General features: G+C 71.1%; 19 protein-coding genes. 5 read left to right on the forward strand and 14 right to left on the reverse strand.

From position 1 onward, the window contains the following. Nucleotides 1-109 precede the first annotated feature (109 nt). The 5 genes from ACIBK6_RS14000 to ACIBK6_RS14020 form a co-directional block, all read right to left on the reverse strand. Entirely contained in the window at nt 110-376 is a 267-nt protein-coding gene (locus tag ACIBK6_RS14000; protein ID WP_399051455.1) for a DUF397 domain-containing protein, read from the reverse strand. A gap of 107 nt (nt 377-483) precedes the next feature. Beyond that, on the reverse strand, nt 484-1,650 hold the full coding sequence (locus ACIBK6_RS14005) for a thiolase domain-containing protein (protein ID WP_399051456.1): 1,167 nt from the start codon (nt 1,648-1,650) through the stop codon (nt 484-486). Continuing rightward, a complete protein-coding gene (locus ACIBK6_RS14010) occupies nt 1,647-2,726 on the reverse strand; it encodes a thiolase domain-containing protein (RefSeq protein ID WP_399051457.1) in 1,080 nt (359 codons plus the stop codon). The genes ACIBK6_RS14005 and ACIBK6_RS14010 overlap by 4 nt, the downstream gene beginning before the upstream one ends. Continuing rightward, complete coding sequence (locus ACIBK6_RS14015; RefSeq protein ID WP_399051458.1) at nt 2,726-3,694, reverse strand: Zn-ribbon domain-containing OB-fold protein; 969 nt, start codon at nt 3,692-3,694, stop codon at nt 2,726-2,728. Before ACIBK6_RS14015 ends, ACIBK6_RS14010 begins: the two co-directional genes overlap by 1 nt. Before the next feature lie 180 nt (nt 3,695-3,874). Then, nucleotides 3,875-4,675, reverse strand: a complete 801-nt coding sequence (locus tag ACIBK6_RS14020; protein WP_399051459.1) for a crotonase/enoyl-CoA hydratase family protein — start codon at nt 4,673-4,675, stop codon at nt 3,875-3,877. Between the two features lie 166 nt (nt 4,676-4,841). Between ACIBK6_RS14020 and ACIBK6_RS14025 the strand changes: the two genes are divergently transcribed. Beyond that, nucleotides 4,842-6,464, forward strand: coding sequence for an acyl-CoA synthetase (locus ACIBK6_RS14025; protein WP_399051849.1), 1,623 nt, complete (start codon nt 4,842-4,844; stop codon nt 6,462-6,464). On the opposite strand, the gene ACIBK6_RS14030 is transcribed toward ACIBK6_RS14025, so the two are convergent. Next, on the reverse strand, nt 6,457-7,287 hold the full coding sequence (locus ACIBK6_RS14030; RefSeq protein WP_399051460.1) for an alpha/beta fold hydrolase: 831 nt from the start codon (nt 7,285-7,287) through the stop codon (nt 6,457-6,459). The two genes, ACIBK6_RS14025 and ACIBK6_RS14030, sit on opposite strands and share 8 nt — an antisense overlap. Nucleotides 7,288-7,485: 198 nt before the next feature. On the opposite strand from ACIBK6_RS14030, the gene paaK reads away from it, so the two are divergent. Next, the gene (gene paaK, locus ACIBK6_RS14035; RefSeq protein WP_399051461.1) at nt 7,486-8,778 is read left to right on the forward strand and encodes a phenylacetate--CoA ligase PaaK; all 1,293 of its coding nucleotides are present in this window, start codon (nt 7,486-7,488) and stop codon (nt 8,776-8,778) included. 73 nt (nt 8,779-8,851) lie between these two features. Here the strand turns inward: paaK and ACIBK6_RS14040 are convergent, their stop codons facing one another. The 5 genes from ACIBK6_RS14040 to ACIBK6_RS14060 all read right to left on the reverse strand — a co-directional run bounded on the left by ACIBK6_RS14040 (nt 8,852) and on the right by ACIBK6_RS14060 (nt 13,812). Continuing rightward, nucleotides 8,852-10,342 carry an acyl-CoA synthetase gene (locus ACIBK6_RS14040; protein ID WP_399051462.1) on the reverse strand — a complete coding sequence of 497 codons (1,491 nt, stop codon included), beginning with the start codon at nt 10,340-10,342 and terminating at the stop codon, nt 8,852-8,854. 169 nt (nt 10,343-10,511) lie between these two features. Next, entirely contained in the window at nt 10,512-11,702 is a 1,191-nt protein-coding gene (locus ACIBK6_RS14045; RefSeq protein ID WP_399051463.1) for an enoyl-[acyl-carrier-protein] reductase FabV, read from the reverse strand. Next, nucleotides 11,699-11,968, reverse strand: coding sequence for a phosphopantetheine-binding protein (locus ACIBK6_RS14050; protein ID WP_399051464.1), 270 nt, complete (start codon nt 11,966-11,968; stop codon nt 11,699-11,701). The genes ACIBK6_RS14045 and ACIBK6_RS14050 overlap by 4 nt, the downstream gene beginning before the upstream one ends. 18 nt (nt 11,969-11,986) lie before the next feature. Further along, a complete protein-coding gene (locus ACIBK6_RS14055) occupies nt 11,987-13,180 on the reverse strand; it encodes a hypothetical protein (RefSeq protein ID WP_399051465.1) in 1,194 nt (397 codons plus the stop codon). Continuing rightward, entirely contained in the window at nt 13,177-13,812 is a 636-nt protein-coding gene (locus tag ACIBK6_RS14060) for a hypothetical protein (protein WP_399051466.1), read from the reverse strand. The genes ACIBK6_RS14055 and ACIBK6_RS14060 overlap by 4 nt, the downstream gene beginning before the upstream one ends. Nucleotides 13,813-14,394: 582 nt before the next feature. Between ACIBK6_RS14060 and ACIBK6_RS14065 the strand changes: the two genes are divergently transcribed. Next, nucleotides 14,395-15,426 carry a sporulation protein gene (locus tag ACIBK6_RS14065; protein ID WP_399051467.1) on the forward strand — a complete coding sequence of 344 codons (1,032 nt, stop codon included), beginning with the start codon at nt 14,395-14,397 and terminating at the stop codon, nt 15,424-15,426. Between the two features lie 109 nt (nt 15,427-15,535). Next, nucleotides 15,536-16,012, forward strand: coding sequence for an NUDIX hydrolase (locus tag ACIBK6_RS14070; RefSeq protein WP_399051468.1), 477 nt, complete (start codon nt 15,536-15,538; stop codon nt 16,010-16,012). Here the strand turns inward: ACIBK6_RS14070 and ACIBK6_RS14075 are convergent. The 3 genes from ACIBK6_RS14075 to ACIBK6_RS14085 all read right to left on the reverse strand — a co-directional run bounded on the left by ACIBK6_RS14075 (nt 15,984) and on the right by ACIBK6_RS14085 (nt 19,613). Beyond that, nucleotides 15,984-16,853 carry an RNA polymerase sigma-70 factor gene (locus tag ACIBK6_RS14075; protein ID WP_399051469.1) on the reverse strand — a complete coding sequence of 290 codons (870 nt, stop codon included), beginning with the start codon at nt 16,851-16,853 and terminating at the stop codon, nt 15,984-15,986. The genes ACIBK6_RS14070 and ACIBK6_RS14075 overlap by 29 nt on opposite strands. A 103-nt stretch (nt 16,854-16,956) precedes the next feature. Further along, nucleotides 16,957-18,507 (reverse strand): acyl-CoA synthetase, encoded by a 1,551-nt coding sequence (locus ACIBK6_RS14080; RefSeq protein WP_399051470.1) that lies wholly within the window; start codon nt 18,505-18,507, stop codon nt 16,957-16,959. Then, on the reverse strand, nt 18,504-19,613 hold the full coding sequence (locus tag ACIBK6_RS14085) for a nitronate monooxygenase (RefSeq protein ID WP_399051471.1): 1,110 nt from the start codon (nt 19,611-19,613) through the stop codon (nt 18,504-18,506). Before ACIBK6_RS14085 ends, ACIBK6_RS14080 begins: the two co-directional genes overlap by 4 nt. 200 nt (nt 19,614-19,813) lie before the next feature. On the opposite strand from ACIBK6_RS14085, the gene ACIBK6_RS14090 reads away from it, so the two are divergent. Further along, complete coding sequence (locus tag ACIBK6_RS14090; protein WP_399051472.1) at nt 19,814-21,580, forward strand: serine hydrolase; 1,767 nt, start codon at nt 19,814-19,816, stop codon at nt 21,578-21,580. The last annotated feature ends 40 nt before the right edge of the window (nt 21,581-21,620 follow it).

The raw sequence follows: 21,620 nt of genomic DNA on the forward strand, positions 1-21,620 counted from the left end.
CCCCCCCCCCCCCCCCCCCCCCCCCCCCCCCCCCCCCCCCCCCCCCCCCCCCCCCCCCCCCCCCCCCCCCCCCCCCCCCCCCCCCCCCCCCCCGCGCCGGCTCCCGCCGCTACGTGAGGTCGAACTCGCCGTCGCGGGCGTTCAGTACGAAGGCCCGCCATTCGGCGGGACTGAAGATCAGCGATGGGCTGCCGGGGCTGCCGCTGTTGCGCATGGCGATGAAGCCCTCGACGAAGGCGATCTGGACGTCCCCCGCCCCCTGACTGCTCGACTGCCACTCGGCCTTGCTCAGATCGAGCTCCGGCTTGTCCCAGCCGGAACGGGTGTGTCCCGAAAGGGTCTGCAAGGTGTGCTGGGTGGTGGTGCTGTCGGCCACGTCCGTGCTCCTCCCCGGTTCTGTCGTCCGGGGCCAGACTAGCGATCGCCCGACGCGGCGGACAGGCCACGGAGGGAGTACCGGGGCCCCTGCTCCGCGTACGGTCCTCAGCGGGTGGGAGGTTCGGCGCCGACGAGCCACATCGAGAAGAACTGGGCGCCTCCGCCGTAGGCGTGGCCGAGTGCCTTGCGCGCCCCCGCCACCTGGTGTTCGCCTGCCCGGCCGCGCACCTGGAGGGCGGCCTCCGCGAAGCGGATCATGCCGGAGGCGCCGATGGGGTTGGTGGACAGGACGCCGCCGGACGGGTTCACCGGCAGGTCGCCGTCGAGTTCGGTGACGCCGGACTCGGTGAGTTTCCAGCCCTCCCCCTCGGCGGCGAAGCCCAGGTTCTCCAGCCACATGGGCTCGTACCAGGAGAACGGCACGTACATTTCGACGGCGTCGATCTCGCGCCGGGGGTCGGCGATCTGGGCCTGCCGGTACACATCCGCGGCGCAGTCCTTGCCCGCCTGGGGCGATACGAAGTCCTTGCCCGCGAACAGGGTCGGTTCGCTGCGCATGGCGCCGCCGTGCACCCAGGCCGCCGGATGCGGCGAACGGGCCGCGCCCGCGCGGTCGGTGAGGATCATCGCGCAGGCCCCGTCGGAGGACGGGCAGGTCTCGGAGTAGCGGATCGGGTCCCAGAGCATCGGGGACGCCTGGACCTTCTCCAGGGTGATGTCGTGCTCGTGCAGATGCGCGTAGGGATTCAGCAGCGCGTTCCTGCGGTCCTTGTACGCGACGAGGGAGCCCACCGTGTCGGGGGCGCCGGTGCGCCGCATGTAGGCCCGTACGTGCGGCGCGAAGAAACCTCCGGCGCCGGCCAGCAGCGGCTGGGTGAACGGTACGGGCAGCGACAGGCCCCACATGGCGTTGGACTCGGACTGCTTCTCGAAGGCGAGGGTCAGCACCGTCCGGTGGACGCGGGCCGCGACCAGGTTGGCGGCGACCAGCGCGGTCGATCCGCCGACCGAGCCCGCCGTGTGCACCCGCAGCATGGGCTTGCCGACCGCGCCGAGCGCGTCGGCGAGGTACAGCTCCGGCATCATGAGGCCCTCGAAGAAGTCGGGCGCCTTGCCGATGACGACGGCGTCGATGTCGGACCAGGTCAACTGGGCGTCGTCCAGGGCTCGTTGGGCGGCCTCGCGGACGAGTCCGGCGATCGAGACGTCGTGCCGGGCGGCCACGTGCTTGGTCTGCCCGATCCCGACGACGGCCACGGGTTCCTTGCTCATGACTCCCCCTCCAGGACGGCGACCAGGTTCTGCTGCAGGCAGGGCCCGGACGTGGCGTGTGCGAGCGCCCGGTCGGACTCGCCGCGGTGGATGCGGGCGGCGGCTTCCCCGAGCCGGATGAGCCCGGCGGCCATCACGGGATTGGCGGCGAGCGCGCCCCCCGAAGGGTTGACGACGACGCTTTGGCCGAGCTTCAGCGCCTTGCGCAGGACGACCTCCTGAGAGCTGAATGGCGCGTGCAACTCGGCGGTGTCGACGGGCCGTTCGAAGGCTCCGGCGCGTTCGGCAGCGAGCCGGGTGGACGGCGAGTCGGTGAGATCGCGCACGCCGAGGCTGTGCGCCTCGATGCGGTGGTCCATGCCGCGGATCCACGCGGGCCGCGCACACAGGTCGCGCGCCCTGTCCCCGGCCGCCAGGACGACAGCCGCCGCGCCGTCGCCGACCGGCGGGCAGTCGCCGGTGCGCAGCGGGCGTACGAGATAGTCGCCCTGCGGCCGCGAACCCCGCACCTGCGCATGGGAGTTGGCGGTGGCGGACGCCCGGCTGCGGCCCGCGATCGAGGCGAGCGCGGCCTCGTCGGTCTCGCCCGCGTCGATGAGGGACTGCGCCTGGAGGGCGGCGAGGGCCACCGGATCGGGCCAGAGCGGCGCCATGTAGTACGGGTCGAGCTGCCGGGTCAGCACGTCGCGCACGTCGCCCGGCGAGGACTTGCCGTACGCGTAGACGAGCGCGGTGTCGGCCTCGCCGGTGAGGATCTTCACCCAGGCCTCGTAGAGCGCCCAGGCGCCGTCCATCTCCACATGGGACTCGGAGATCGGCGGCCAGGCGCCGACGCCGTCGAGCGCCATGGTGAAGGAGAAGGCGCGGCCGGCGAGGTAGTCGCTGGAGCCCGAGCAGGTGAAGCCGATGTCGCTGGTCTTGAGGCCGGTCGCGTCGAGGACCTGGTGCAGCACCGGCATCAGCATCTCGACCTCGGACAGTTCGTCCGTGCGGCGCAGGTGGTCGGTCTGCGCGAAGGCGACGATCGCCACGTCCCGGGCGGGACCGACAGGACCGGCGGGACCGGTGGGCGCCATCAGATCAGCTCCTTGTACGTCTCGTAGTCGGCGTCGGGCTCGCCCGTGGGCCGGTAGTGGTCGGGGTAGCGGCCACCTGTCGAGGACTCGGTCCACACCGGTTCGACCCGCAGCCCCATCCGCACCTGGTCGTACGGAATGCCGCCGATCCGCCCGTGCAGGGCGAGTCCCGCGCCGTCGAGCGCGATGTGCGCGTAGACGTAGGGCACCTCGATGTCGAGGTTCCGCGCCTTGATGTTGACGATGCAGTACGTGGTGACGGTGCCGGCCGGACCGACCTCGACCCGTTCCTGTGTGGCGACACCGCATGTGGGGCAGGCGCCGCGCGGCGGGACGTACACCTTCCGGCAGGACGGGCAGCGCTCGCCGACGGTCTTGCGGTCGGACAGCGCGTTGATGTAGGCGGACTGGGCGCGGCCGGGGCTGTAGGTGTAGTCGAGGCGGGCCGGCGCGACGATGCCGGTGACGGGGTCGGCGAACTCGCCGCTATGCGGAGCGAGTTGACGATCACGGCCGCCTTCATGCACCTCGAAGCAAGCGATGTCGGTGATGGCGCCGGTGCGTTCCTCCGCCCAGCGGATGCGGACCCGCAGCCCGCTGTGCACGGCGTCGGGGCCGGGGGCGTCGAGAGCGTGGAGCAGCGCGGTGTCGGCGCCGTCGAGTTGTACGAGGACCCAGGCGAAGGGGCGGTCGAGGGGCTGGCCGCGGCGCGGGGCGGGGTTCCAGGCCCAGGTGGTGACGGTGCCGGTGGGGGCGACCTCGACCAGCTCGCGGATCTCTTCGGCGGTGACCGGGTCGTACTCGACGGGCGGAACGAGCACCTTCCCGTCACCGGTCCGCACCCCGAGCACGGTCCGCTCCCGCAGCCCGGTGAGAAAGGCACTCTGGACGGGCCCGAGGGACCGGGTGAAGGGAAACTCCACGACGAGGGGGGCGCGCAGCAGGTCGGGGGAGGAGGCAGATGCCATGGGCGGGCTCCTGTTTCTCGCTGGCAAATGGACGGTCACGCATCGAGCCCCCTCCGCCTTCCGAGAGAGGGTCACAAATCAAGCCCCTCCGGCGCTTGAGGAGCGGGGGTCCGGGGGCAGAGCCCCCCACGCGGCGGAGCCGCAAAATGTCACAGCGGGAAGGGGCGGGGTGGGGAAACTTCAGGCCCGCCGATACACCGGCGCCCGCTTCTCCGCAAACGCCTTCGCCCCCTCCTTCGCATCCTCGGTGGCGAACACCGGCCACCCCCGCTCCAGTTCGGCCTTGAGCCCGTCGGTCTCCGTCATCTCGGCGGCGGCGTACACGGACGCCTTGACCGCCTCGACCGCCAGCGGCCCACACGCATTGATCAACTCGGCGATCTCCAGGGCCCGTTCGAGCGCCCCGCCGTCCGGCACGACCTGCCCGATCAGCCCGATCCGCGCGGCCTCCTCGGCGCTGTACGGCCGCCCGGTCAGCAGCATTTCCAGTGCGTGCGTGCGCGGAATCTGCCGCTGGAGCCGGACCGTCGAGCCGCCGATGGGGAAGAGACCCCGCTTCACCTCGAAGAGACCGAAGGTCGCACCCTGCCCGGCGACCCGGATGTCGGTGCCCTGGAGGATCTCCGTACCGCCGGCCACGCAGAACCCCTCGACCGCCGCGATCACGGGTTTGCGGGGCCGGTGATGGCGGAGCATCGCCTTCCAGTGCAGATCGGGGTCGGCCTTCAGCCGGTCCCGGTACTGCTCGCCCGCCATGCCCCGGCCCGCGAGGGCCTTGAGGTCCATGCCCGCGCAGAAGTCGCCGCCCGCGCCGGTGAGGACGACCGAGCGGATCGAGTCGTCCGCGTCGGCCTCCAGCCAACCGTCGTACAGCCCCACCAGCAGCGGCAGCGAGAGCGCGTTCTTCGCCTCCGGCCGGTTCAAGGTGAGCACCAGTGTGGCGCCCTTGCGCTGCACAGTGAGGTGTTCCGTACCACCCATTGCCGTCCTCCCGTCTCAAGACCTAGAACAGGTTGCAGTAGCGGCGGTGCCAGTTCAATAGTTTTCTGACAGACAGTCAGATTTCTTCTGCGGCCCCCCTTCCCAGTTGTGCGCGGCTTTGCTCTGATGACCTCCGAGTCAGTCGGGGCCGGAGTCAGGAGGAATGGTGGAGTACAACCTTGCCGACCTGTTCGAGTCCGTCGTCGACGTGGTTCCGGACCGCGAGGCGCTCCTGTACGTCGACCATCCCGGTACCGGCGCCGAGCGCAGACTGACGTACCGCCAGCTGGACGCGGCGGCGAACCGGCTGGCGCACCATCTGGCCGACTCGGGCCTGCGGCCCGGCGAACACCTGGGCCTGCACCTCTACAACGGCGTCGAGTACCTCCAGACGGTACTCGCCGCGCTCAAGGCACGGCTGGTCCCGGTCAACGTCAACTACCGTTATGTGGAAGACGAGTTGGTCTACCTCTACCGGGATGCCGATCTCGCGGCGCTGGTCTTCGACGCCGAGTTCACGGAGCGGGTGGCGGGGGCGCTGCCGCAGACGGAGAAGCTGCGGCACCTGGTCCGGGTGGGACCGGTCCCGGACGGCGCACCGGCCCTCGACGCCGTGCCGTTCACCGAGGCGGAGGCGGCGGGCTCCCCCGAGCGGGGCTTCGGGGCGCGCTCCGCCGACGACCTCTTCATCATCTACACGGGCGGCACCACCGGCATGCCCAAGGGGGTGATGTGGCGTCAGGAGGATCTGTTCTTCGCGGGGTTGTTCGGCGGCGAGCCGTCGGGCGAGCCGGTGAAGCGGCCGGAGGAGCTGGCCGAGCGGGTCGCGAAGGGCGGCGCCGGGCTCACCTTCTTCCCGGCTCCCCCGCTGATGCACGGCACATCGACGCTGACCTCGTTCATCGCGTTCAACTACGGCCAGCGGGTGGTCATCCACCGCAAGTACGCGCCCGAGGAAGTGCTCCGTACGATCGAGAAGGAGAAGGTCTCCAGCGTGTCCCTGGTGGGCGACGCGATGCTCAGGCCGCTCATCGACGCGCTGCACGGCCCGCTCCGGGGCATCGACCTGTCCTCGCTGTTCAGCGTCTCCTCGTCCGGGGCGATCATGTCGGAGACGGTGCGCGCCCAGTTCCAGGCGCTCGTGCCGAACGTGCTGCTCCTGAACAACTTCGGCTCGTCGGAGTCCGGGTCCAACGGCCGGGCCACGGACGACTCGGGCCCGGCGAAGGGCTTCCGCCTGGAGGTCAACGAGCGTACGCAGGTGGTGGATCCGGTGACGCACGAGCCGGTGCCGGTCGGCGAGCCGGGGCGCCTCGCCCAGCGCGGGCACGTTCCGCTCGGCTACTACAACGACCCGGCCAAGACCGCCGAGACCTTCTTCCAGAAGGGCGAGGAGCGCTGGGTGCTGCTCGGTGACATGGCGACCGTGGACGAGGACGGCATCGTCACGGTCCTCGGACGCGGCTCGCAGTGCATCAACACGGGCGGCGAGAAGGTCTATCCGGAGGAGGTCGAGCAGGCGCTCAAGTCGCATCCGGACGTGTACGACGCGCTGGTGGCCGGGGTGCCCGACGCGAAGTGGGGCAGCCACGTGGCGGCGGTGGTGCAGATCCGCGACGGCGCGGACGCACCCACCCTGGACGACATCCAGACGCACTGCCGCACCCGGCTCGCGGGCTACAAGGTGCCGCGCCAGCTGGTGATCGCGCCCAGCATCCAGCGTTCGCCCAGCGGCAAGGCCGACTACCGCTGGGCCCGGACGGTGGCGACGGAGGCCGATGTCAGCTGAGGAACCCGGCGACGGTCGCCGCGAACCGCTCGGGGTCGTCCAGCCAGGGGAAGTGCCCGGCCCCCGGCTGGACTTCGAGGGTGGCGTCCGGGAAGCAGGCCGCCGCCCTGGCCGCGAGCCCGGGGCACGGGCCGCCGTCGTACTCCCCGGCGAGCATGAACACCGGGGCGGCCAGCCGGGCCAGCTCCGCCCGGGTCTGCGCCGGCCGGAACGCACCGGCGGAGCCGTAGATGTCCGCCGCCTCGGCGTTCTCCTGCCGGTCGTTCGCGGCGGCGTGCGCCTGCGCCACGGCATCCCACCGGCCGTAGAAGAACGCGTCGTAATCCGCCTCCGGCTCAAGCCCGTCGAGCACCTGGAGGAACGCGGCGTACGCCTCCTCGAACCACGGCTCGCCCTTGCGCAGCCGCGCCGCCGCGAGCCGTTCCTCGCGCGTCGGCGGCATCCCGACCGCCCAGGGCGACGGCGTGACCAGCACGAGCCGGCCGATCCGCGCGGGGTGGGCCGCCGCGTACAGCATGGCGAGACTGCCACCGGCGGAGTGCCCGAGGAGATCGATGCGCTCCAGGCCGAGGTGCGTGCGCAGCGCCTCGACGTCGGCCACCTGGCGGTCGCAGCGGTACGTCGCCGGGTCCTCCGGCACCGCCGAATCCCCCGTACCCCGCAGATCGAGCAGGACCAGCTGCCGGTGCGCCGAGAGGCCGCCCAAGTCACCCAGGTACTCGGAGGCGCGCATCGCGCCGCCGGGGAGGCAGACGAGGGGTGGGCCCTCTCCCCGCAGCCGGTAGGCGAGTCCGGTTCCGTCGGAGCTGGTGAACGTCGGCATGCGGACGATCTTCACAGGCGCCCGGCGGTCGGGCAAACGCTTTCGCCCAGAGCGCGAACGAACCGCCGGCACCGGTTGTCCACAGGCCTTGACGTGCCCCTGGGGCTGCTGGATTACTGATGCGAGACAGATCGACCGAATGATCGGTCGTCCGATTCGCCGCACCCTGCGGGGCGGAGTGAGGACGGGAGCGCAACCATGGCACCTCGGCTGGACGCGGCGGAACTGATGAGCCGCGCGGAGCTCGAAGCCCTGCAGCTCGAACGGCTGAGGGCGACGCTGCGCCACGCGTACGAGAACGTCGGGTTCTACCGCGAGGCCTTCGACAAGGCCGGCCTCCGACCCGAGGACTGCACCTCGCTCGCCGATCTGGCCCGCTTCCCGTTCACCGCCAAGTCCGATCTGCGGGACCACTATCCCTTCGGGATGTTCGCGGTACCCGAGACGGACATCCGCCGCATCCACGCTTCCAGCGGCACCACGGGCCGGCCGACCGTCGTCGGCTACACCCAGCGCGACCTCGACACCTGGGCGGACGTCATGGCCCGCTCGATCCGCGCGGCGGGCGGCCGGCCCGGCCACAAGGTCCATGTGGCGTACGGATACGGCCTGTTCACCGGCGGGCTCGGCGCGCACTACGGCGCGGAGCGGCTCGGCTGTACGGTGATCCCGGCGTCCGGTGGCATGACGGCCCGTCAGGTACAGCTGATCCAGGACTTCCGCCCCGAGATCATCATGGTGACGCCCTCCTACATGCTGACGCTGCTCGACGAGTTCGAGCGCCAGGGCGTCGATCCCCGTACCACCTCCCTCGAAGTCGGCATCTTCGGCGCCGAGCCGTGGTCGGAGGAGATGCGCCGCGAGATCGAGGAGCGTTTCGCGATCGACGCGGTCGACCTCTACGGGCTCTCGGAGGTGATGGGCCCGGGCGTCGCCCAGGAGTGCGTGGAGACCAAGGACGGGCTGCACATCTGGGAGGACCACTTCTTTCCGGAGGTCGTGGACCCGCTCACGGGTGAGGTGCTGCCGGACGGGGAGCGGGGCGAGCTGGTGTTCACCTCGCTCACGAAGGAAGCGATGCCGGTGATCCGCTACCGGACCCGGGACCTGACGCGGCTGCTGCCCGGCACGGCCCGGGTCTTCCGGCGGATGGAGAGGATCACGGGGCGCAGCGACGACCTGGTGATCCTGCGCGGCGTGAACCTCTTCCCCACCCAGATCGAGGAGATCGTGCTGCGCACGCGGGGCCTGGCCCCGCACTTCCAGCTGCGGCTGACCCGTCAGGGCCGGCTCGACGCGCTGACGGTCCGGGTGGAGGCCCGCGCGGACACGCCGCCCGCGCGGCGGGAGGAGGCGGCGCGGTCCATCGTCGCGGCGGTCAAGGACGGGATCGGCGTCTCCGTGGCGGTGGAGGTCGTCGACCCCGAGACCATCGAGCGCTCGGTGGGCAAGTTCAAGCGCATCGTCGACCTGCGGCCGGGACGGGGGTGAGTGCGGGAACTTCCGGGCGGACCAAGGGACTTGAGCGGCGCCCGGGGCCTGCGTCGCAGGACGGAGCCCGGTGTCAGGCGAACCGGTCACGCAGTTCGCGCTTGAGGATCTTTCCGCTCGCGTTGCGCGGCAGCTCGGCCACGAACAGGACCCGCTTGGGGGCCTTGAAGGAGGCGAGCTTCGCGCGGGCGTGGTCGATGAGTTCGGCCTCCGTCACCGCGCCGCGCGGCACGACGAACGCGGTCACCGCTTCGATCCAGCGCTCGTCGGGCAGCCCGACAACGGCGGCCTCGGCGACCGCCGGGTGGGTGTACAGCGCGTCCTCGACCTGGCGTGAGGCGATGAGCACGCCGCCGGAGTTGATGACGTCCTTCACCCGGTCGACCACCGTGAAGTAGCCCTCGCCGTCGCGCACCGCGAGGTCGCCGGAGTGGAACCAGCCGTCCCGGAACGCCTCCTCGGTCTCGGCGGGCTTGTCCCAGTAGCCCTCGCACAACTGCGGGGAGCGGTAGACCACTTCACCCGCCGTGCCGTCGGGCACCTCCTTGCCGCTCTCGTCGACGACCTTCGCCTCCACGAAGAGAACGGGCCGCCCGCACGAGTCCATTCGCCCCTCGTGCTCGGCGGGCCCGAGCACCGTGGCGAGCGGCCCGATCTCGCTCTGCCCGAAGCAGTTGTGGAAGGCGAGCCCCGGCAGCCGTGCGCGGAGCCGCTCCAGTACCGGCACCGGCATGACCGAGGCCCCGTAGTAGGCCTTGCGCAGGCCGCTGAGGTCGCGCGTCTCGAACTCGGGGTGACCCGCGAGGCCGATCCACACGGTGGGCGGCGCGAAGAGCGAGTCCGCGCGCCCGGCCTCCACCAGGTCGAAGATCCGGCCCGCGTCCGGCGCGTCCAGGATGGTGTTCTCCGCGCCCACCGCCAGATACGGCAGCAGAAAGACATGCAGCTGCGCCGAGTGGTAGAGCGGCAGCGAGTGGACGGGCCGGTCGCCCTCGCGCAGATCGAGCGCGGTGATGGCGGAGACGTACTCGTGCACGAGGGCCCGGTGGGTCATCATCGCGCCCTTCGGGAGCGCCGTGGTGCCCGAGGTGTAGAGGAGCTGCACGAGGTCGTCCGCGCCGCCCTCGGACTCGTACGGGAGCGGCTCGGCGAGCGCCGCGAGCAGCGAGTCCGAGCTGTCGCGCAGGTGCCGCACCGGGAACCCGGCGGGCACCCGGTCCGCGAGCGCGGGGTCGGCGAGGACGAGGGCGCTGCCGGACTGCCCGAGGATGTACGCCAGGTCCTCGCCGGTGAGGTTGTGGTTGACCGGGACGTGGATGAACCCGGCGCGGGCGCAGGCCAGGAACGCGATCAGATAGGCGTCCGAGTTGTGGCCGTACGCCGCGACCCGGTCGCCCCTGCGCAGTCCTTCGGCGGCGAGGTCGGCGGCCGCGGTGGAGATGGCCGCGTCGAGTCCGGCATAGCTCCAGGCGCGGTCCGCGTACCGGACGGCGGTGCGTTCGGGGGTGCGGCGGGCGCTGCGGCGCACGATGCCGTCGACGGTGCTGCTGCGTACGTCGTCCATGGCTGGATCCTGGGCGGCCGCGCGCACCAGGTCAAGGTGTTCCCCGCACGGCCCGCCGATCGGGGTGTTGACGGGTGCACGGGCAGGGTACGAACCACGCCGCCCGCCGCGACAGGCCGCCGCCGTGGCCGGCGACAGCCTCTCTCAGTTGCGGCGCAGCGGCCGAGCCCTACGGCTGCGGCCAGGCGACGGTGGTCTCGGCGGGCTGGTCGTAGTCGACGCCCTCGACACCCCAGCCGTACAGTTCGCGGACCTGGTTGATGAACCAGTTTGCTCCGGCCGCCGAGCGTGCGAGCCCACTCTGCGGGTCGGACCACAGCTCGCGGACTTGGTCCTGTACGTGCGGGTCGAGTTCCCAACCGTCGAGGCGGATACGGCCCTCGTCGTCCGTGACGAGGGGGGCGGCGCCGGTCAGCTGGTCCCACAGGTCCTGCGCTTGTTGGGCGGTGGTGCGGAAGCCTTCTCCCAGGACGGTGCGCAGGAAGGTGGTGTAGAGGGCGATGGAGGGGATGGCGCTGGAGGCCTGGGTGACGGCGGCACCGGCGACGACGGTGAAGGCCCGGCCTCTGTCGGCGAGTACGCCGGTGTTCAGGTCCCGGCCGGTGCGCTCCAGGTGTTCCTTCGCGGCGCCGATGGTGCCCTGACGGTAGATCGGGGCGGTCAGCTCGGAGCCGATGTAGGTCAGTGCGGCGGTGGTGAAGCCGTCGGCGAGCAGGTCCCTCTCGGCGAGGGCTTCGACCCACAGTTGCCAGTCGGCGCCGCCCATGACCTGCTCGGTCGCCTGCTTCTCTTGTGCGCCGGCGGGCTCCAGACGGACGCTGGTGACCTTGGGGGTGTCGTCGCTGAAATCCAGTGCCGGCGCCTCGTAGGGCTGGCCGAGCGGTTTGATCACCGAGTGGTGGACGGTGCCGGTCGCCGGGTCGGTACGGCGGGGGGCTGCGAGGCTGTAGATGAGGTAGTCGACCTTCCCGAACCGCTCCTCGACCAGGTCCAGCACCTCGTCTTTACCCTTGTCGGAGAAGGCGTCGGTGTTGACGAACACGAAGTCGCTTGCGGCCTCGTTGGCGAGGCGGGCCGCGGCGGCGGTGCGGTACCAGCCGGCGCTGGCGGTGCGCCGCTCGGTCTCGGGGGCTTCGTAGGCGACGCCGACGCCCCGGATGCCGTGCTGGCGCAGCCCGGTCAGCAGCGTGGCCAGGCCGTAGCCCGCGCTGTGGCCGAGCAGCAGCACCACGGGGCTGTGGCCGTCGCGGCGCGCGGGGATCTGCTCCCACATCCGATTGACCGTCGTGGCGGAGCCGGTGGGGTGGGAGTTGACGATCAGGAAGCCGCGCTGCTTCGGGTCGATGTGCCGGAGACTCACAGGGTGGGGTCCGTTCCGCTGGAGGGGATGAGGCGGGCAAGGAGGGCGCGCACGTCGGCGACGGTCTGCAGGCGGCCGGTCTCCTCGTCCGGGATGGTGAGGGTCAGGCGCTGTTCCAGGATGGTGACCAGCTCGGCCAGGGCCAGGCTGTCGATTCCGAGATCGCGCTCGAGATGTCCGTTGTCCGGGATCGTATCGGCGCCCGTGGTGGCGGCAGTTGCGAGCGCGGTACGGAGAATCTGCTCGGTGGTTGTTGTATCCGGCATTGACGGCTCCCCCTGTGGTCAGTGGGTTGTTGGGGCGGCTGGGCGCAGGCGGGCCATCAGCGCATCCGCGGGCACCACGGGCAGGGGGACAGCTGGCGGAAGGCCGTTGGCTTCGCGGTACTTGTCGCTGAGCAGGGAACAGGATGCGCAGAACCCGCCGCACGTTGTGGAGGTGGTGAACTCGGCGGGAACGGTCCCGTGCAGGCCGCGCAGGCCGCCGCCCTGAGCAATCGTCTGCAGGTAGGAGGAGTCGTTGGCGCGCTCAAGGATCGTGCGGAGCCCGTCGGTGAAGACGTTGCCGAAGCCAAGCGACTCGGGAACGTCGAAGGAGGCACACGCATACCAGCGGCCGTCCTGCTTGAGGAGGGCGGAGGGCAGGATGTAGGTCCCGACGGTGGGAGCGAAGCAGTCGAAACAGGCGTCCATCCACCGCTTGACCGTGGTGTGGCCCGGCCGGTCGGCCTTGCGCTGCTCGGGCAGGCGGTCGTTGTCGAGGTAGACCCGCATGGTGGAGTGCACCCGGTCGTGCGGGAAGGTGCCGTATGCCTGCTCGTACACCTCGATGAGTTCGTAGATCTTGTGTGTGCGGTCGGCCGGGTCCGCCAGCGAGGAGACGGCCACGTTGAGGTCTTGGTGGCTGTAGTGGGTGACGGTGTGGTGCAGGATCCGCGCGACCCATTCCAGCGGCATCGTCTGCTCGCCCACGGAGAGCATCAGCAGGGGAACGAACAGCCGGTTGTCGAGGAACCCGGCCTTCTCCAGACGCTCGAAGGTCCGCTCGCAGCTCCGCGGGGCGCCCCAGACGCCGTTGGTGGTGAGCTTGGAGATGTCGATGCCACGGCCGTTCAGCGCCTTGATCAGCGGCATCAGGGCGTGGACGGCCACGAATGGCTCGCCGCCGGTCACCACGGCCGAGGGCAACCCGATGGAGTCGAACCCGTCGACGAGCCGGGCCCGCTGATCGGGAGTCAGGGTGATGCCCGCGGCGAGCGGGAGGGCTCCCATGCCGCAGGACGGGCAGGAGTCGTTGCATTTGGTGGTGATCTCCAGCTCGATCCGCAACGGCCGGTACCGCATCTGGTCCAGGCCGGCCGCAGCGAAGCGCCGCGTGATGACGTCGAAGACGTCGGCGCGCTTGACGGCGTACTTGCCGAGGAACGGCTCCACCGGCCCTTTCTCGGCGATGAACGTGTACTGGCCTTCCTTGATCATCGTGTGTTCCCTTCGGCTGTCGCCGCGACGAACGGGAGCGGGGTGAACTCGCGCTCGATCAAGTGCAGGCCCTCGCGGTACCAGACGCCGCAGATCCCGTCGTCCACGGCGCCGTAGAGGTTGTGGAGGCTGGTGTAGAAGCCCAGGTCGGCGAGGTGCTCGCGGGTGACCGGCGTGATGTGGGTGGGGTCCATCGCCAGGACGTCGACCACCGCCGGGTTGGGGGTGGTGACCACCACGCCCAGGACCGCGCATTCCAGCAGCGCGGCCAGCAGACGGTCCGGGTGGGCCAGATGCTCGATCACTTCGAGGGCTGCCAGCCAGTCGAAGCGCATCGGCGGCACCCAGCTCTCCAGATCCACCGCGTCGGTCCAGCGGTCCACCGGAAGGTAGCGGCCGCGCCAGCCGTGTTCGACGCGCAGGCAGACGTCCAGCTCTGTGTGACCGGCACCGATGTCGGCCACGCTGTGGCGGTCGCTCAGGCCGCCGGTGGCCAGCCTGTCTGCGGCGATGCGGTAGCGGGCCGCGCGCTCCGCATAGGTCCGACGGACGAACCGCTCGACCGGCGCAGGCGCAGGCGCAGAGACATGGGCGAGGGCAGGGGAGGCGGGGGCGGGCGGGGCGTAGTTCATGGGACTCCTTGAGGACAAGTCGCCGCATCGATACGGGCGTTAGTGCCGAGCGGCTGGCGCACGGCCGCTGTGGTTCCACACAACCGCCCGCCCGCGGGGTCGGGGAGGCGAACAAGGGGGGCGAACCAATCGCATCTCGTTCCCCGCGTGAGCCCCGAGGCCTAAGCTCGGATACCCGCTGTGCGGCATCGGGGCCGCGGAGCATCAGCTCGGGGGGCTCGGGTGTCAGACCCCAAGCGTCGCCGCCGAGGCGAACCCAATGAGGACCTCGCCCGGGTCATCAAAGCCGCCCGTGCCAGCCACAAGTCGCTGGCTCGCCGGGTCAACGAGCTCGGCGCAGCGGCTGGCGTCGCCCTTGTCTATGAGCACACGAGTGTCGCCAATTGGGTGAATTGCGGGATGACTCCGCGCGGCCGCGTGCCGGAGTTCCTGGCCGCAGCTCTGGGAGAACGCCTGGGCAGGACGGTCGGTGTCGAGGAAATCGGCATGTATGGCCGCACGGGTGGAAACCCAGATATGGGGTTGGATTTCGCTCGCGACCCCGCCGACGCCGTTCGCGTCGCCGCGACCTACTGGAGAACCGTGGACCGACGGCAGTTCATCAGCAACGGGGGCTTCGCCCTCACTGCCTTCAGCACACCCGTCACCCGCTGGCTGACCAATCCCGCCGACGCCCCGCTCGCCCACCAGGGAGACCGCCGAGTCGGCCGCGGTGACCTGGATGAGCTGTGGCAGGCCGCCGACGAGGCCCGGCTCTGGGACTCCCGATACGGCGGCGGTAACTGGAAGACAAGTTCCGTCACCCAGTGCCTCAAGCTCCGCGCCGCTCCCCTGCTCTCCGGTACCTACACCGAAGCCGTCGGCAAGGAGTTGTTCGCAGCGACCGCCGAACTCTCCCGCGTCGTGGGATGGTCGGCTTTCGACATCGGCCACCACCATGTCGCCCAGCGGCATTTCGTCCAAGCCCTGCGCCTGGCCCGCGCCGCCGGTGATGTGGAGACCGGCTGCTATGTCCTGACCACCATGGCGCTCCAGACCTTCTTGCGTGGCTACCCCGACCAGGCGGCCGACATGGCCGAGGGCGCGTATGAGCGGGCCAAGGGGCATGCCGCTCCGCGGGTCCTGGCGTTCGCGAAACTCGCCGAAGCCCGCGCCCACGCCCGTGCCGGCCACGCCAAGCCCGCCGAAGCCGCCCTCGGCCTCTCGGAGCAACTGCTCGGCTCCATCCGGGACGGAGCCCATGACCCGGCGCGCCTGGCCTACTTCACCCATGCCCGGCTGGCCACCGACGCCACCGAAATCCACCGCGACCTGGCCAACCCGAGCGCAGCGTTCACCTGGAGCGAGCAGGCCGAGCCCATGCCGGTCGGCCAGTTCACCCGCGCCACCGGGATCCGCCTCGCCGTCCTGGCCGCCAGCCACATCCAGAACCACGACCTCGACCAAGGACTCGACGTCGGTACCAGGGCCCTTGAAGTCCTCAGCACCGTCCATTCCGCCCGGGCACACGGATACATGCACGATCTCAACGCGGTACTGGCCCCGTGGAAGAACGACCCCCGCGTCTCCGACCTGATACACCGCACCCGCACGGAGCTCCCCAGCGCCGCCTGACCGGCTAACGGTCGGAATGGGGCTGCTCAGAGCCACACCCAACTCACGGTGCCAGTCCCGTGCCGCAACCTGCCCTCGTATCCCCGCACGAGAAGGAAGCAGACAGTCCGTGACCCTGCCGCCGCAGCCCGCGCCCAGCCCCGAGGACCCACCCCCGATGGTCTGGATGCCCCGCGACGAGTGGATCAAGACACAGCCGCAGGCACTCCTCGCCTCCTGCGTCCTGCTCCTCGATGAACAGGGACGGATCCTCCTGCTGCGCTACGGCCCAGGACAGCCGAACACCGGCGCCTGGTGGCTCCCCGGCGGGATGCTGGACCACGGCGAAGACCCATGGTCCGCAGCCAGGCGCGAAACACACGAGGAGACCGGCATCCAACTCACCCCTGTCCCGCGGCTGATCGGAATCGACCACCGCGTCGACGTCCTCGGCACCGGCCCCGTGCTCGACTGCTTCTTCTACGCTGGCACCGTTGCCGACCAGACCCCCATCATCCTGAGCCCCGAACACGACCGCTACGCCGCTGAGCCGGGCGGCCCGCCCCACACACCGGCTCTCACCGGGCGGGGCCGTCCAGGCGGGTGAGCTTGTCGGGGTTGCGGACCGCGTAGATGCCGTCGATCCGGCCGTCGCGGAAGGAGAGCACACCGATCTGGCGCTGGCCGTCCGCCGTGATGGACAGGGCCGGGGCGCCGTTGATGTCGAGGACCTCGAAGCCTTCCAGTTCGTACTTGTTGAGCAGGCCCGTGAGGAAGGCGAGCACCTTCTTGCGGCCGGTGACCGGGCGCCGCGCCGCCGTGACCTTGCCACCGCCGTCCGACCAGGCCACCACGTCCTCGGCGAGCAGTTCGGTGAGCGCGCCGAGGTCGCCGCCCTGGGCGGCTTGCAGGAAGCGGGTGAGCAGTTCGGCGTGTTCGCCGCCGGACAGCGGGAAGCGGTCGCGCCCGGCGGCCAGATGGCGCCCGGCCCTGCTGTACATCTGGCGGCAGTTGACGACGCTCGCGTCCACGATGGCCGCGATCTCCTCGTACGGCAGCTGGAAGGCCTCGCGCAGCACGAACACGGCGCGCTCCGGCGGCGAGAGCCGCTCCATGAGGTGGACGGTGGCGTAGGCGACGGTGTCGCGCAGTTCGGCGGTGTCCAGCGGGCCGAGCACGTCGGTGGCGACGGGCTCGGGCAGCCACGGACCGACGTAGGCCTCGCGGGTCACCCGCGCCGAGCGCAGCTGGTCGATGGCGAGCCGCGAGACGACGGTGATGAGGAAGCCGCGCGCGTCCCTGACCTCGGCGCGGTCGACCCGGCTCCAGCGCAGGTAGGCGTCCTGGACGACGTCCTCGGCGTCCCACATGGAGCCGAGCAGCCGGTAGGCGAGCCCGCGCAGCACCGGCCGGTGTTCCTCGAACTCCTCGGCGTGCTCCGCCACCACCACTGTGCCACCTCCCGGTACGGCGCCGCCCGACGCGGCCGCCGCGCCATTCAACTCGACGGCGGGCAGCTTCGCCAGCGGGGCCGGGCCGGTGTTCCCCGGGTCACATCGCGCGCTCGTGACCCTCCCAGTACGGTTCGCGCAGTCGGCGTTTGTACAGCTTGCCGTTCGGGTCGCGCGGCATCGCCTCGATGAAGTCGACTGTCCTGGGGCGCTTGTACCCGGCCAACTGGCGTGCGCAGTGGGCGAGTATCTCGCCGGCGAGGGCGTCACCGGCCGCATGGCCTTCCGCCGGTTCGACCACCGCCTTCACTTCCTCGCCCCAGTCGGCGTGCGGAATGCCGAAGGCCGCGGCGTCCGCGACGGCCGGGTGGGTCAGGAGCGCCGCCTCGATCTCGGCCGGGTAGATGTTGACGCCGCCCGAAATGATCATGTCGATCTTGCGGTCGCGCAGGAAGAGGTAGCCGTCCTCGTCCAGGTAGCCGAGGTCGCCGACGGTGAAGAAGTCGCCGATGCGGTTCTTCTTCGTCTTGCCCTCGTCCTTGTGGTAGCTGAAGCCGCCCGTCGACATCTTCATGTAGACGGTGCCGAGTTCCCCTGCGGCCAGCCGGTTGCCGTCGTCGTCGAAGACCGCCAACTCGCTGATGGGCCAGGCCTTTCCGACCGTGCCCGGCTTCTTCAGCCAGTCCTCGGCGGTGGCGAACGCCCCGCCGCCCTCGCTGGCCGCGTAGTACTCCTCCACGCAGCTCCCCCACCAGTCGATCATGGCTCGTTTGACGTGGTCGGGGCAGGGCGCGGCGCCGTGGATGGCGTGCCGCATCGAGGACACGTCGTACCGCGCCCGCACCTCGCCGGGCAGCGAAAGCAGCCGGTGGAACTGGGTCGGCACCATATGGGTGTGGGTGCAGGCGTGCTGGTCGATGAGGCGCAGCATCTCCTTCGGCGTCCACTTGTCCATGAGGACGATGCGGTGTCCGATGTGCAGGGCGGCGCCCGCGAACTGGAGGACCGCCGTGTGGTAGAGCGGCGAGCACACCAGGTGCACATTGCCGTCGAACGGCTTGATGCCGAAGATCCCGAGGAAGCCGCCGAGGTAGGTCTCCTCCGGCGGCTTTCCGGGCAGCGGGCGGCGGATGCCGCGCGGCCGTCCGGTGGTGCCGGAGGTGTAGTTCATGACCCAGCCCAGCGTCCGGCCGTCGGGCACCGACTCGGCCTGGCCGTCCAGGAGTTGGGCGTACGGCTTGAATCCCGCCACCGTGCCGACGGCGTACCGGTGGGAGGCGGGCAGCTTCGCCTCGTCGGCGGCCGCCGCGGCCGACTCGGCGAACCGCTCGTGCGCGATGAGCACCTTGGCGCCCGAGTCGGCGACGATCCAGGCGATCTCCGGGCCGACGAGGTGGTGGTTGACGGGGACGAGGTAGAAACCGGCCTGGGAGGCGGCGAGGTACGCGGTGAAGAACTCGACCCCGTTGGGCAGCACGACCGCGAAGGCGTCACCGGGCCGAAGGCCTGCGGCCCGGAGGCCGTGGACGAGTTGGTTGACGGCGGAGTGCAGCCGCCTGGCGGTCCACTCCTCGCCGTCCGGGGCGATGAGGACGCGGCGGTCGGGGTCGGCGGCGGCCTGGGCCCAGAAGCCGTTGAGGGGCTGGTTCATCGGGGCTCCCTCCCCGCGATGCGGTTGATGCGGTCGACGGCCCGCTCGAAGCCCCGGGTCAGGTCGTCGAAGACCTCCTGGACGCCGCGTTCGGCGTTCATCTTCCCGACGATCTGGCCGACCGGGGTGCCGAGCAGCGGCTCCACCTCGTACTTCTGGATGCGGGAGACGGCCTCGGCGACAAGGAGGCCCTGGAGCGGCATGGGCAGGGTGCCGGGGCCGCTCGGGTCGTCCCAGGCGTCGGTCCATTCGGTACGCAGCTGGCGGGCGGGCTTGCCGGTCAGCGCGCGGGAGCGGACGGTGTCGCCGGAACCGGCCGCGAGCAGCTTGCGGGTCAGCGCCGGGGAGTGCAGGTCGGCCTCGGTGGTGGTGAGCCAGAGCGAGCCGAGCCAGACGCCCTGGGCGCCGAGCGCGAGCCCGGCGGCGATCTGCTCGCCGCTGCCGATGCCCCCGGCCGCGAGCACCGGCAGCGGGGCGACGGCCTCGGCCACTTCGGGGACGAGCACCATGGAGGCGATGTCGCCGGTGTGGCCGCCGGCCTCGTAGCCCTGGGCGACGACGATGTCGATGCCCGCGTCGGCGTGGTGGCGGGCGTGCCGGGCACTGCCCGCGAGGGCGGCGACGAGCACGCCGTTGTCGTGGGCGCGCGCCACGACATCGGCGGGCGGCGAACCGAGCGCGTTGGCAAGCAGCTTGATCGGATACTCGAAGGCGACGTCGAGCTGGTCGCGGGCCACCTGCTCCATCCAGCCGGTGATGCGCCAGCCGGACGCCTCGCCCTCGGCGAGTTCGGGCACGCCGTGCTTGGCGAGGGTGTCCCGCACGAACTGCCGGTGCCCGGCCGGGATCATCGCCTCGACCTCGGCCTCGCTGACGCCCTCGACCTTCTTGGCGGGCATCACCACATCGAGGCCGTACGGCAGCCCTTCGGTGTGCTCCTGCATCCAGTCGAGGTCGCGCGCGAGGTCATCGGGGGCCGTGTAGCGGACCGCGCCGAGCACACCGAATCCGCCGGCCCTGGTGATGGCCGCGGCCACCGCCGGGAACGGCGTGAAGCCGAAGACGGCGTGCTCGACTCCCAGTTTCTTGCTCAGCTCCGTCTGCATGGGGCGCAGGATGCCGCAGCCGGAGCGACGAGGGAAGAGATTTTCTGATGCTGCGTCAGATTCTTTGCCGGCCGATTCTTTGCCGCACACCATCGGCAGCCGCGCCCTGATTGACAGGAGCCAGCCGCGGGAAGGAAGTTCCGGATGTTGCAGGTGATCCCGAAAGATACTTTCACCGCGTCAGGAAGGCTCGCGCACCGATGGCCGACGAAGCCCGGGGTATCAGCAGACGACGGCTGGCCGGTTCGGCCATGGTGCTGGGAGGTGCCCTGGTGACGGGCTCACTGCCGACGGCCGCGCGGGCCGCCGGGCACGGGCGGACGCTGCGTCGCGGCTCCGCCGAACAGGCCGGGCTGCTGCCCGAATACCTGGACCGGCTGGTGGCGGACGCCGAGAAGTTCCTCGGCCCCTCGCCCGCGCACCCCTGGTACGCGGGCGCCGTGCTGCTCGCCGGGCGGGGCGGCACGGTCGCGCTGCACCACCCCATCGGCAGCGCGGTGCGCTACGCGGCGTACGACGAGAAGACCGACACGGCGGTGGAGTTCCCGGCCGAGCGGCGGATCGCGACGGCCGAGGACACGGTGTACGACCTCGCCTCCGTGTCCAAGCTGTTCACCGCGCTGCTCGCGGTGCAGCAGATCGAGCGCGGCACGCTGGCCCTGGAGGCGACGGTCGCCTCGTACCTGCCCGAGTTCGGCGCGGCGGGCAAGCAGCGGGTGACGATCCGTCAAATGCTCACGCACACCTCGGGGTTCCGCGCCTGGATCCCGCTGTACGGCGCGCCGACGTACGAGGACATGCTGAAGCTCATCTGGAACGAGGCCCCGGCGAGCCCGCCCGGCACCCGGTACCTCTACTCCGATCTCAATCTGATCTCCCTCCAGCTGGTCCTGGAGAAGATCACCGGGCGCCGTCTGGATGCGCTGCTCCACGACGAGATCACCGCTCCGCTCGGGATGCACCGCACCCGCTACAACCCGCCCGCCTCCTGGAAGCCGAAGATCGCGGCCACCGAGGACGCCCGCAAGCCGTGGTCCGGCATCGACCGGGGCCTGGTGTGGGGCGAGGTCCACGACGAGAACGCGTACGGCCTCGGCGGGATCGCGGGCCACGCCGGGGTGTTCTCCTGCGCCTGGGACCTCGCGGTCCTCGCCCGTACGCTCCTGAACGGCGGCGCCTACGGGCGGGCCCGCATCCTCTCCCCCGCATCCGTGGACCTGCTGTTCACGGACTTCAACACCGCCTTCCCCGGCAACGAGCACGGCTTGGGCTTCGAGCTCTACCAGCACTGGTACATGGGCGCGATGGCGACGCCGCACAGCGCGGGGCACACCGGGTTCACCGGCACCAGCATCGTCATCGACCCGAGCACCGACACGTTCCTCGTGATGCTGGGCAACTCCGTTCACCCGGTGCGCAGTTGGCGCTCCGGCTCCGCGCCTCGCGTCGCCGCCGCGAACGCGCTGGCGCGGGCCGTCGCGGTCCGCCCCGAAAACGGGGGGACGGCCTGGTTCGCCGGAATGGCGAACGCGACCAGTGCCACGCTCACGCTGCCCGCACTGCCCGTCGCCACCGACCGGGCCCGCCTTGACTGCTCCCTGTGGTGGGACACCGAGCCGGGCGCGGCCAGCGTCTTCCTGGAGGCCTCGGCGGACGGCGGAGCCGGCTGGCGGCCCGTGCCGTTCACCACCGTACGGGACGGGGAACAGGCTCTGGAGCATCCGGCCGGGTCGGTGACGGGGTGGTCCGGGCGGGTCTGGCACCGGGTGGCGGCGGATCTGGTGGCCTGGCGCGGACACGAGGTGCGGCTGCGCTGGCGCCACACGACGGGACCCTCGTACGTGGGGCGCGGCGTGTACGTCGACGCGCTGCGGGTCTGTGAGGAGGGCAGGGCGCTCTTCGACGAGGCACGGCCGCGGGACGCCGCCCGGATCGAGGCGGCGGGCTGGACGGCTTCGGCCGACTGAGCGGACTTCGCCGGGAGTTCAGAGCCCGCGTCCACACCCG

This window comes from Streptomyces sp. NPDC050485 (assembly GCF_044458185.1).
GTDB lineage: Bacteria > Actinomycetota > Actinomycetes > Streptomycetales > Streptomycetaceae > Streptomyces.

Bases quoted from the DNA above. Each gene is read 5' to 3' on its own strand.
- ACIBK6_RS14005 (WP_399051456.1), bottom strand. From the start codon at position 1,650: ATGAGCAAGGAACCCGTGGCCGTCGTCGGGATCGGGCAGACCAAGCAC.
- ACIBK6_RS14010 (WP_399051457.1), bottom strand. From the start codon at position 2,726: ATGGCGCCCACCGGTCCCGCCGGTCCTGTCGGTCCCGCCCGGGACGTG.
- ACIBK6_RS14015 (WP_399051458.1), bottom strand. From the start codon at position 3,694: ATGGCATCTGCCTCCTCCCCCGACCTGCTGCGCGCCCCCCTCGTCGTG.
- ACIBK6_RS14020 (WP_399051459.1), bottom strand. From the start codon at position 4,675: ATGGGTGGTACGGAACACCTCACTGTGCAGCGCAAGGGCGCCACACTG.
- ACIBK6_RS14030 (WP_399051460.1), bottom strand. From the start codon at position 7,287: ATGCCGACGTTCACCAGCTCCGACGGAACCGGACTCGCCTACCGGCTG.
- paaK (WP_399051461.1), top strand. From the start codon at position 7,486: ATGGCACCTCGGCTGGACGCGGCGGAACTGATGAGCCGCGCGGAGCTC.
- ACIBK6_RS14040 (WP_399051462.1), bottom strand. From the start codon at position 10,342: ATGGACGACGTACGCAGCAGCACCGTCGACGGCATCGTGCGCCGCAGC.
- ACIBK6_RS14050 (WP_399051464.1), bottom strand. From the start codon at position 11,968: ATGCCGGATACAACAACCACCGAGCAGATTCTCCGTACCGCGCTCGCA.
- ACIBK6_RS14055 (WP_399051465.1), bottom strand. From the start codon at position 13,180: ATGATCAAGGAAGGCCAGTACACGTTCATCGCCGAGAAAGGGCCGGTG.
- ACIBK6_RS14060 (WP_399051466.1), bottom strand. From the start codon at position 13,812: ATGAACTACGCCCCGCCCGCCCCCGCCTCCCCTGCCCTCGCCCATGTC.
- ACIBK6_RS14080 (WP_399051470.1), bottom strand. From the start codon at position 18,507: ATGAACCAGCCCCTCAACGGCTTCTGGGCCCAGGCCGCCGCCGACCCC.
- ACIBK6_RS14085 (WP_399051471.1), bottom strand. From the start codon at position 19,613: ATGCAGACGGAGCTGAGCAAGAAACTGGGAGTCGAGCACGCCGTCTTC.
- ACIBK6_RS14090 (WP_399051472.1), top strand. From the start codon at position 19,814: ATGGCCGACGAAGCCCGGGGTATCAGCAGACGACGGCTGGCCGGTTCG.